The sequence below is a fragment of the Vibrio sp. R12-SW3-ISO1 genome (assembly GCF_059834005.1).
This window is the reverse complement of record NZ_JCBDGK010000047.1, coordinates 110,721-121,558: the sequence shown is the minus strand read 5'-3', so window position 1 is coordinate 121,558 and position 10,838 is coordinate 110,721. Positions and strand designations below refer to the sequence as shown.

The window sequence follows — 10,838 nt, the reverse complement described above, 5'->3', positions numbered from 1 at the left end:
CCCATACGGTGACAATCGATGAACTAAATCAGTGCGTATGCCTGCTCTTGGTGCAGATTCACAGGCTTGACAAGGCAATGAAATCGGGTGATTACTGTAAAAAGAGTCAGCACAAGACAAGGAGTCATTTTGAACGTCCAACTTGGTAAGGAAAAGCGCGCATCCTCGGGCGAAATCCGCAGGCGCAACGAACGGTTGATCTTGCAAGCCGCCGCCGATGAGTTTGTTAAGCATGGTTACAAAGGCACGTCGATACAAGCGATTGCAGACAGAGTGTCGCTGCCCAAAGCGAACATCCTCTACTATTTTAAATCCAAGTCAGGACTGTATAAGGCGCTACTGGAAGATATTCTAAACCTTTGGAATGATGGCTTTTCCGAAGATGCCATTCAGCGCGATCCTCAAGAAGTATTGCGGCGATATATCGTAGGCAAAATGCGTTACAGCCGCAGCCATCCGCAAGAGTCGAAAATTTTCGCCCAAGAAATCATCCAAGGGGCCCCCAACATCCGTGCGGCGATCCAATTTCCGGTTGTGGAGTGGAGCAGTGGCAAGGCGACCGTGATCAGCGCCTGGGCCGAGAGGGGGCTCATTCGTGCGGTTGACCCGTACCATTTGCTGTTTCTTATCTGGGGCGCGACGCAATTTTATGCCGACTTTGAAAGTGAGATTGAACTCATTAAAGGAGCTCAGCTCTCCGATGACGAGTATCAGCAGGCGCAAGAGTTTGTGGTCGATATGGTCCTGCGTGGCCTAAAACCGGATCCGGTCAATAAAAACCAATAGGCAGATAAAAATCGAGCTCAAAGTGTTCACTTTTGTTGGTGAAATGGTTATCGAAATAGTGCACGTAAGCCGGGGTAGAACCGAGCTTAAACCCTGACTGTGGCAGCCAACGTTCCAACACTTGACTGATTTGTGGTAGCAACTCCCCATACACGCCGGTCAATCGAAACACGGCGTGTAACCCACCTGGAATCACCAACTGATTGACCAAACTGCGTACCTTGATCGGTTTATCGATTTCAATACACGCCACATAGCGGCATTCGTCCAATTCTACCCAAGCGGGGTTGGAGTGGTGCAGGCCAAACTGGACGCTGGCGTCCCGCTGCTCTGAAAGCGCCCATGCATTGAGTACCGTCCACGCTTTTTTGATGGAACGGTTGTAGCCAGTATGACGAATATAGGCTGCAAAGCGCTCAGGCACCTGCCTGATTTGAGGCTCTGGCAACGGCTTATTGGCGGTGCGATGGTAGCCTGCAGCGATTTCTGGGTCTTTTAAATAGGGTTTGTCACCCGCGCGTAGATCTTGCTGACGCCACTCCCCCGGAGAGGCAGAAAACGTCGCTTTGAACGCTCGGCTAAACGACGAGACCGATTGAAATCCACAGCGCGCCGCGATGTCTGCCACTGAAGAGCCTTGGTCAAACATCAACTGGTTGGCGGCATACTCCATGCGAGTACGGCGAATGTACTTGTGTAGCGACTCGCCGACAATCTGTTTAAACACGCGATGAAAATGCTGTTCAGAATAGGCGGCGACGTTGGCAAGCGCTTTGCCGGGGAGATCGCGGCTGATGTCTTTGTGGAAGTAATACAGCACATCGTTGATACGGGACAGGTGTTGGGCCATGGTTTGAGAAAAATCGCATAAATGGACATGTTGATAAGCATAAATGGACAGCGCAAAATGTGCAACGACAGGTAATATCGAACGCCATAACAGAATATTTCACTGCTCTCACTTGCCGTAAGTGAACAGCCTTTGATTAGGCGCAGCCAAGTGGTTGCGCTGCGAGTTTGAAACGCACAGGGTCCGATATGCACATTGCCAAGTCATTAGCCAACACGCCTTCTTCTTATATTCGCGAAATTCTTGCTGCTGCCTCAGACAAGAGTGTGATTTCGCTTGCGGGCGGTTTGCCCGATGAACAAACCTTTCCTATCGAATTGATGCGGCCGACGCTAGAGAGTTTGCACCTGCAACCTGACGTGTTTCAGTACGGTGCCACGGCAGGTTACGGGCCTTTGCTCGACTATTTAACCGATCACTACGATTTACCGTCCTCACACAGCGCGATGATCACCACAGGATCGCAGCAAGGGCTGGATTTGATTGCGCGTGCCTACATTGACCCGCAAGACACAGTGGTGATGGAAGCACCAAGTTACCTTGGAGCGATGCAGGTCTTTGGGCTAGTGGAAGCGAATATCGTCACAGTGTCACAGACAGAGCAGGGGCCAGACTTGGCACAGCTTGAACAGGTTTTCCAAACTCAGCAGCCGAAAATGTTCTACGCCGTACCGGATTTTCACAACCCAACGGGGGTGTGTTGGTCACTCGATACGCGTGAGCGCGTTGGTCAGTTGTGTGAACAGTATCAAGTCACCTTGATTGAAGACGCGCCGTATCGCGAGCTGCGTTTTGCGGGCACGGCACTGCCGATGGTGTCAACGTTCTGTCCGCAACACTCGATTGTGTTGCGCTCCTTCTCCAAAATCGCCTCACCGGGTCTGCGCGTAGGGGTTGTGACTGGTAACACCACCTTCTTAGCACCACTGATCAAGATTAAACAAGGCGCCGATTTGCACTCCAGCGTACCGATGCAAGCGGTGCTGCTTGGTCTGTTGCAAAACCCTGCGTTCAGTCAGCACATTGAGACGATTCGCACCTTGTACCAAGCGCGTTATCAGAGTTTATACCGCTCTCTCAAAGCCTCACTGCCTGCTGGCTGTGATGTACGCCCAGTACAAGGCGGCATGTTCGTTTGGCTCACCTTACCGGAGTGCGACAGCTTTAAGCTTGCTACCCAACTGCTTGAAAATAAAGTCGCGGTGGTCCCAAGTAGCGTGTTTTACCCCTCCGGTGCAAAGGCTTTCCCTGCACTGAGACTTAACTTCACCAATGCAACCGAACAAGAGTTGACCATCGCCGTCGAGCGTTTGGTTGCTGGCCTCACTGATATTCTCAGTTAACACCCACGCATGTCGCCTGATCGGACTGTGGCGGGTGACGTATCATCAAACATGACCCACTGATAAGATGATACGAGCCCACAGGCGACATGCACAAAAAACTGATCCTCCCCGAGAAAATCTGCCCTATTTGCCATCGGCCGTTCCATTGGCGTAAAAAGTGGCAACGCTGTTGGAATGACGTGAAATATTGCTCTGCGCGCTGTCGCCGAGACAAGTTCCGTCGCGACCCATAAGTGGAAAGGCTGCTTAACAGCGTGTCATTTTAGCTTTTTTCGTTGAACGTTGAGACCGAAAAAAATGCCCCGCTATCACTAGCGGGGCATCGTTTATCACAGCTGAATCCGTCGTTAGCCGATCAGTGTTTTCGCGGTTTTCACCACGTTTTCTGTCGTGAAGCCGAACATTTTGAACAGTTCGCCTGCAGGTGCGGATTCACCGAAGGTGGTCATACCGATGATCTTGCCGCCGAAGCCAACATACTTGTACCAGAAGTCAGCAATACCCGCTTCGATAGCGATACGTGCGGTTACGTCTGATGGCAGTACGGCTTCGCGGTAAGCGGCGTCTTGTTTGTCAAAGGCATCGGTTGATGGCATTGAAACAACGCGCACTTTCTTACCTTCCGCGGTGAGTTCTGCCGCAGCGTTAACCGCCAGCTCAACTTCAGAGCCTGTTGCGATAAGGATAAGCTCTGGCTTGCCTTCACAATCTTTCAGGATGTAACCACCGCGCGCGATGTTCGCGACTTGCTCTTCGCTACGCTCTTGCTGTGCAAGGTTTTGACGAGAGAAGATGAGCGACGTTGGGCCGTCTTTGCGCTCGATCGCGAGTTTCCAAGCGACAGCGGATTCCACTTGGTCACATGGGCGCCATGTACTCATGTTTGGCGTGAGACGTAGCGAGGCCATTTGCTCAACCGGTTGGTGAGTCGGGCCATCTTCGCCAAGGCCGATAGAGTCGTGCGTGTACACTTGGATGTTCTGAACTTTCATCAGAGCCGCCATGCGCATTGCGTTACGTGCGTATTCCATGAACATTAGGAAAGTTGCGCCGTATGGGACGAAACCACCGTGCAGAGCGATACCGTTCATGATAGCTGTCATACCGAATTCACGTACACCGTAGTGGATGTAGTTACCCGACGCATCTTCCGCAGACACTGACTTAGAGCCAGACCACATGGTGAGGTTAGAAGGCGCAAGGTCAGCAGAGCCGCCAAGGAATTCTGGTAGCATAGCACCGAACGCTTCTAGCGCGTTTTGAGACGCTTTACGTGATGCAATGTTGGCTGGGTTCGCTTGAAGGTCAGCGATGATGGCGCTGGCTTTCTCTTCCCACTCGGCAGGTAGCTCACCGTTTACGCGGCGTTTGAATTCTGCTGCAAGCTCTGGATATGCTGCTTCATAAGCTGCAAGTTTCTCGTTCCACGCTGCTTCCTTAGCTGCGCCTGTCTCTGTCGCGTCCCATTGCGCGTAGACATCTTGCGGAATTTCAAAAGGACCGTGCTCCCAACCTAGTTCTTTACGTGTCGCTGCAATTTCGTCAGCGCCGAGTGGTGCACCGTGACAGTCGTGAGAACCCGACTTGTTCGGCGAGCCAAAACCGATAATGGTTTTCGTACAGATTAGAGTAGGGCGAGGGTCTGCTTTCGCCGCGATGATAGCGGCGTTGATCGCTTCAGGATCGTGACCGTCTACTGCTGGGATGACGTGCCAACCGTAGGCTTCAAAACGCTTCGGCGTATCGTCAGAGAACCAACCTTCAACGTGACCATCGATAGAGATGCCGTTGTCATCCCAGAACGCGATCAGCTTACCAAGGCCTAGTGTACCTGCGAGAGAACAGGCTTCGTGAGAGATGCCTTCCATCAGACAGCCATCACCCATGAATGCGTAGGTGAAGTGGTCAACGATGTCATGACCCGGTTTGTTAAATTGCGCTGCGAGCGTTTTTTCCGCTAGCGCCATACCGACTGCATTAGTGATACCTTGGCCAAGTGGGCCAGTGGTGGTCTCGATACCCGGTGCGTAGCCATACTCTGGGTGGCCAGGGGTTTTAGAGTGCAGTTGACGGAAGTTTTTCAGGTCGTCAATCGATAGCTCGTAGCCGCTTAGGTGCAGCAATGAGTAAATCAGCATAGAGCCGTGGCCGTTTGAAAGCACAAAACGGTCGCGGTCAGCCCATTCTGGGTTTGAAGGGTTGTGGTTGAGGTGAGAGCGCCACAGTACCTCAGCGATGTCTGCCATACCCATAGGTGCGCCTGGGTGACCTGAATTGGCTTGTTGTACGCCGTCCATGCTCAGCGCACGAATGGCATTGGCTAAATATTTGCGATCCATAATAAATACCGACTATTAGATGGTTTCTTAAAAAGATGTGAAGAGGGGAACGCAAACGTTCCCCTTTTTAAATTCTGTTGATTAAAGTTTCGCTTCAATCATGGCTTCAAGTTTGCCTTGGTCGACAGCGAAGTTGCGGATACCTTCTGCCAACTTCTCAACCGCCATTGGGTCTTGGTTGTGCTCCCATAGGAACTCAGCGTGTGTCATTGGTGCTGGACGCTCAGCGGCGCCTTTAGAGTCAACCAGTTTCTCAACCACTTCACCTTCAGCTGATTCGAGCTCAGCAAGAAGAGCAGGTGCGATAGTGAGACGGTCACAGCCAGCGAGTTCGAGGATTTCGCCGATGTTACGGAAGCTTGCGCCCATAACGACGGTGTTGTAACCATACTCTTTGTAGTAGTTGTAGATCTTAGTAACAGAAAGTACGCCTGGATCTTCTTGAGCTTCGAAGTCACGACCTTCCTTCGCCTTGTACCAGTCCATAATGCGGCCAACGAATGGCGAGATGAGGAATACACCCGCTTCAGCACACGCACGAGCCTGAGCGAAAGAGAAGAGAAGCGTTAGGTTACAGTTGATGCCTTCTTTCTCAAGGATTTCTGCTGCGCGGATACCTTCCCAAGTAGAAGCCAGCTTGATCAGGATGCGATCGTTGGTGATGCCTGCATCATTGTACATTTTCACCAGTTGGCGTGCTTTCGCGACACTGCCTTCGGTGTCGTAAGAGAGGCGAGCATCCACTTCGGTAGAGATACGGCCCGGAATGGTTTTTAGGATCTCTTTACCGATGTTAACAGCCAGCATGTCGCAGGTGTCTTGAACTTGTTGCGCTTTGTCGTTGCTTTGAGATTTTGCATAGGCAATGGCGTCATCGATAAGAGGGGCATACTCAGCAATTTGTGCCGCTTTAAGAATCAAAGATGGGTTCGTAGTGGCGTCTTCTGGTTGGTATTTTTTTATCGCTTCAAGTTCACCAGTGTCAGCGACGACAGTTGTCAGTTTACGAAGTTGTGCGAGTTTGTTGCTCATTTCGATCATCCTATTTCTTGGGTGTCCACATCCTTACCTAAGATGTGTGCGGTGCATTGGCAAGCGAGTGCGCGGATCGTCTTATAAATTTGATGCGTTAGTGTCATAAAAAGGCGAACCACGACCACAATGTTTCCAGCGTCTGAGCAGTTGTTGTGAACATTTGCTCTAACGTTGAGTAAATGATGGGTCCATAATTATCTGATCTGGGGTTAAAGTCAATGCTAGATCCTGATGTTCAGTGAGCTTTATCAAGCTTTATTTGTCTTGACATGACGCCAAAAATTGATGAAACGTTTGCGCAGCCAAAGCTAGTAAGAACACTGGGTTGAACTGGGTCAAAATTCTTGTGAGAAAATGTATCGGCTCTGAGCAAATGTTGGCATTTAATGCGAGGGTGACATATGCTACGAGCTTGAGCGTTTGTTACAGACGGATATACATTCCATCTAACTCGGTAAGTCCTGATTGAATTACAAGGACAATAAAGGTGAAGCATGAGTAAAACACAGCAAGAGGTCTCGGTTGATAGCACTGATCTATTGACAGAAATCTCGGTGGCTTACTATCAAGATGGGGCAACCCAGGAAGAAATATCCAAAAAATTTGCCGTCTCGCGCGCCAAAGTCGGACGGATGTTAAAGCAGGCCCGTGACGAGGGCATCGTTGAAATTACCGTCAAATATCACCCAGTGTTCAGCGCCAAAATTGAGCAACGCTTGATAGAGCGCTTTGGCGTGAAGCGGGCACTCGTCGCGCTCGATCAGCCCAGTGAAGAGTTGCAGCGCCAGCAAGTGGCGGGGTTGGTCTCGCGCTATATGGCGAGCACGTTACAAAATGGCACTGTGGTGACGGTCGGGCAAGGGCGCAACGTCTCAGCGGTCGCTCACCATGTCGGTGTGATCCCACAACGCGAGGTGAAATTTGTTTGTGGGATTGGCGGTATACACCCGCGCGGTGGGATGTTTAATGCTGACCACATTTGCCGTCAGTTTGCCAAAAGTTATGGCGGCAGTTCAGAAACCCTCTACGCCCCCGCTTATGCAGAGAACCGCGAACAAAAACTGGCGTTTATGCAAAACGGTACGGTAAAGCAGACGTTAGATCTCGCGCGCAAAGCCGATGTCGCCCTAGTGGGGATCGGTGACATGAGTGAAAACAGCTATATGGTCGATTTGGGCTGGTTCAGTGCGGAAGAAGTCGTTCAGGCGCGTATGCAGCAGGGGATCGTCGGGGATTTTGCTGGCTATGACTTTTTTGACATCCACGGCGTAAGTGCGACCACAGTGATGAGCGACAGGGTGATAGGGCTGGGCATAGAAGAATTTAGGCCCATTTCGCAGGTGATTGCCATAGCGGCAGAAAACAGTAAGCCTTTGGCTCTGCTGGGCGCATTGCGAACCGGCGTTATCGATGTTATCGCGACCAGTGTCAGCAATGCTTTGACCGTATTGAACTTGGATGAACAAATGAACCCAGCGGGGGATTCAAACTAGCACCACCGCGTCAGGGCGCGGTGGTGTTTTACGTGTTTGTGAACTGGATTAAGCGGTCTTAAACCGTTTCATTTGCATGTCGAGGTATTGCGCCACTTCTGCCAGTTCAGTAGCGGAAATCGCAATGTGTTTGATGGTTTCGCTGTTATCTCGAGTGATGTTGGCGGTTTCAGTGATGTTTTCGCTTACAGAATTGGTGACCATGCACTGCTCTTCGACTGCCGCAGCAATTTGCAGATTGGAGTCTTCGAGTTCACCGATGGTGCCATGAATCGCATTGAGCTTACCGGATGTGACCTGCGCTTGGGTATTGACGTGTGTGACTTTATCGTGGCTCGAATCGATGGATTTTCGAGCCGATTCCGCCCCAGATTGCAATTCACGAATCATGGCCTCGATCTGGCCCGTCGCATCTTGAGTACGTTTGGCAAGTGTTCTTACTTCATCAGCTACGACAGCAAAACCACGTCCTTGTTCACCAGCACGAGCCGCTTCAATCGCCGCGTTCAGGGCGAGTAAGTTGGTTTGCTCTGCAACGCCGTGAATCACTTCCAATATCGAGCCGATGTTCATGGATTGATCATAAAGCGCGAGCACTTGTTCAGAGCCAATAGACATGGCTTCATCTGCACTTTCAATGGCCTGCAACGTTTTCTCTACGTCACCTAGGGTTTCACTGATGTCTTGACCCGCGCGCTGAGTGAAATTGGCTCCGTCTGTGGCGCTTTGCGATATTTCGGTCGTGCTGGTGGAAAGCTGCTGCACGGCGGAGGCAATTTGATCCATTTCGGCACGAAGACGATCCGCGGATTGGTCTGTGGTGTGCGTGATCGCCTGCAACTCTTCTGACATGTGTCCGACTTTGATACACGAGTCCGCGACCGTCGCAACAATATCGCGCAGTGATTCAATGGTGTTGCGCATATTGCGTAATAGCTGCGCAATTTCATCTTTACCTTTGACCTCGACCTCTATCGATAGATCGCCCTCCGCAAGGGAGGTTGAGACCTCTTGCACCTTCATCAACCCTTGTCGAATCGCTCGCGTGATCATGACTGCTGCTGTAAGTGACACCAGAATGGCAAGCAGAGTAAGAATCACAATCATTTCAATGGTTTGTGCTTTGTGTTCACTTAGCACCTCTGTAAGTGTGACTTGCTGGTCCATCGATTCAAGCTTGATCGCTTCGAGCTCATGAGAGATGTCTTCGCCCAACTCAAGCATGCTCTTTTCTGCTTGATGCTGAGTGTCTCTCAGGGTAATGACTCGCTCAAAACCTTGTTCATAGGCTTGGCGCTGCACAATGAACTCAGCGAGCAGCGCCTTATCTTGGCTAGAGGTAATGAGATCGGCGAAACGTTTTTCAAGCGCTGGGATTTCAGTTTTAAAATAGGCACGAATGGTCTCGATGGTTTCGGGCTTCTCTTTGTGAAGGTAATTGAGCACTTCGATATTAGCGAGTAAGAATTTCTCCATCACCATCGACGAGTAATACTCAATATCGGCATCGCCGTTGCTGTGCGCAGATTCAATCATGGATTCGAGGTCGTATAGGGCCTTTTTCTCCAACTCCACCATGTCAACGAACACTTTCTGCTCCACTTGCTCGGCGGAGCGCTTAACCACATCAAACGCTTGATGGAATTGTTTTGCCTCGTCGAGCACCGCATTGAGGTGCTTGGTACGCAGTGGATCATCGGTGAGCTTCAAATCGTCTGAGATGATGCTGTTCAATTTGTTGTAGCGTTGGTTGTAGATATCAAGTTGCTTGGGGGAGAGCGTGTTGGCGTATTGCAGGGCGCTTAAACGGACTTTGAGAAAATTGGCTTGTATCTCACCGGCCAGTGTCGTTTCTTTGGCAAGGTGACCGTACTGTTTGAAGTTTTGACTGGCGCCCGTCATACCCTGATAGCTGTACCAGCCTGATATGGCGAAAAATATTAAACAAGTGGCAAACGCAAGCCTTAGTTTGTTTGCGATCGTCAGGTTGATCATGCCGCTTCTCCGCATTAATCCGTTAAACCTCAATTAAGCGTATACGCAAATAGGAGAAGCGCCATGTTTGAACAAATAAAACTTTAGTTTAGAAGCGAATTACCACTAAATAGTGAGTGGGTTAGCACTCGATAGGCAGGTCAGGGCGACTTCCCCATTCCGTCCATGAACCGTCATAGACCTGCAGTTGGCGATGGCCTAGCTCATACGCCGCGAGGGCTAAAATGCACGCAGTGACGCCCGAGCCACAGCTGAATACTAACGGTTGGTTGTCCTTGTGCGACGCAAGGCGTGAGGCAAATGCCGAAGCGAGAGCATCACGGCCTTTCATTTGCCCGTTGTCGATGAGTAAAGAAAAAGGCAAGCATTGAGAGTGGGGAATATGACCACTACGTATCCCTTCTCTGGGTTCCGGTACTTGGGCATCAAATCGGGCTTGTGAGCGGGCGTCAAGTATAGTGGCGCATTTTGCGTTAGCAAACTCTAGGACAGCATCCGCATGAATAAATCCAGCTTGGCTACGTTGGCCCTCGAAGTTACCCAACCCTTTGGGTGCATTGTGGGTTGGTTGTGTCGCATAACTTTGCGCTATCCAAGCTGGTAGGCCGCCATTAAGCACAGAGACCTGCTCGTGGCCCATGCATTTTAGCATCCACCACGCACGCGGCGATGCGAAAGTGCCCGTATTGTCGTACACCACAATCACACTGTCTTTGTTTAAACCCAATGCTTGGGCTTGACGGTTAAAGGCGCTTTCACTAGGCATCATATGCGGTAAGCCATAACTTGGATCGTGAAAATCATCATAGTTAAAGCGCAGTGCCCCGGGGATCACCTGATCAAGCACTGGCGCAGGGGTATTGGGGATCTGGAATGAAATACTGGCATCCAATACCACCAGCTCAGGGCGATGAAGGTGCTCATGGAGCCAGTGGGCGTTAACGAGTGCTGACATTGACTTTCCTTATTCGTTTTCGGTGCTGATTTAGGTGCG

9 protein-coding genes are annotated in these 10,838 nt (G+C 50.7%); 4 read left to right on the top strand and 5 right to left on the bottom strand.

Features of this window, described 5'->3' with window-relative positions; translation table 11 throughout:
• Nucleotides 1-129: 129 nt before the first annotated feature.
• The gene (locus AC6R0R_RS14800; protein WP_500627232.1) at nucleotides 130-786 is read left to right on the top strand and encodes a TetR/AcrR family transcriptional regulator; all 657 of its coding nucleotides are present in this window, start codon (nucleotides 130-132) and stop codon (nucleotides 784-786) included.
• Here the strand turns inward: AC6R0R_RS14800 and AC6R0R_RS14795 are convergent.
• Nucleotides 770-1,636 carry an AraC family transcriptional regulator gene (locus AC6R0R_RS14795; protein WP_500627231.1) on the bottom strand — a complete coding sequence of 289 codons (867 nt, stop codon included), beginning with the start codon at nucleotides 1,634-1,636 and terminating at the stop codon, nucleotides 770-772. The two genes, AC6R0R_RS14800 and AC6R0R_RS14795, sit on opposite strands and share 17 nt — an antisense overlap.
• 188 nt (nucleotides 1,637-1,824) lie before the next feature.
• Here AC6R0R_RS14795 and AC6R0R_RS14790 point away from each other — a divergent pair, with 188 nt between their 5' ends.
• Nucleotides 1,825-2,979: an aminotransferase-like domain-containing protein gene (locus AC6R0R_RS14790; protein ID WP_500627230.1), complete on the top strand. Its 1,155-nt coding sequence runs from the start codon at nucleotides 1,825-1,827 to the stop codon at nucleotides 2,977-2,979.
• An 89-nt stretch (nucleotides 2,980-3,068) separates the two neighbouring features.
• The gene (locus tag AC6R0R_RS14785) at nucleotides 3,069-3,215 is read left to right on the top strand and encodes a DUF2256 domain-containing protein (protein WP_500627229.1); all 147 of its coding nucleotides are present in this window, start codon (nucleotides 3,069-3,071) and stop codon (nucleotides 3,213-3,215) included.
• Between the two features lie 114 nt (nucleotides 3,216-3,329).
• Here the strand turns inward: AC6R0R_RS14785 and tkt are convergent, their stop codons facing one another.
• Together tkt and tal are read right to left on the bottom strand one after the other, a co-directional pair.
• Complete coding sequence (gene tkt, locus AC6R0R_RS14780) at nucleotides 3,330-5,321, bottom strand: transketolase (protein WP_500627228.1); 1,992 nt, start codon at nucleotides 5,319-5,321, stop codon at nucleotides 3,330-3,332.
• An 81-nt stretch (nucleotides 5,322-5,402) separates the two neighbouring features.
• A complete protein-coding gene (tal, locus tag AC6R0R_RS14775; protein WP_500627227.1) occupies nucleotides 5,403-6,353 on the bottom strand; it encodes a transaldolase in 951 nt (316 codons plus the stop codon).
• A gap of 497 nt (nucleotides 6,354-6,850) precedes the next feature.
• On the opposite strand from tal, the gene AC6R0R_RS14770 reads away from it, so the two are divergent.
• Nucleotides 6,851-7,849, top strand: coding sequence for a sugar-binding transcriptional regulator (locus AC6R0R_RS14770; RefSeq protein ID WP_334551941.1), 999 nt, complete (start codon nucleotides 6,851-6,853; stop codon nucleotides 7,847-7,849).
• Between the two features lie 48 nt (nucleotides 7,850-7,897).
• Here AC6R0R_RS14770 and AC6R0R_RS14765 read toward each other — a convergent pair whose 3' ends face one another.
• Complete coding sequence (locus AC6R0R_RS14765; protein WP_500627226.1) at nucleotides 7,898-9,844, bottom strand: methyl-accepting chemotaxis protein; 1,947 nt, start codon at nucleotides 9,842-9,844, stop codon at nucleotides 7,898-7,900.
• 121 nt (nucleotides 9,845-9,965) lie between these two features.
• Entirely contained in the window at nucleotides 9,966-10,799 is an 834-nt protein-coding gene (locus tag AC6R0R_RS14760) for a sulfurtransferase (RefSeq protein WP_500627225.1), read from the bottom strand.
• Between the last annotated feature and the right edge of the window lie 39 nt (nucleotides 10,800-10,838).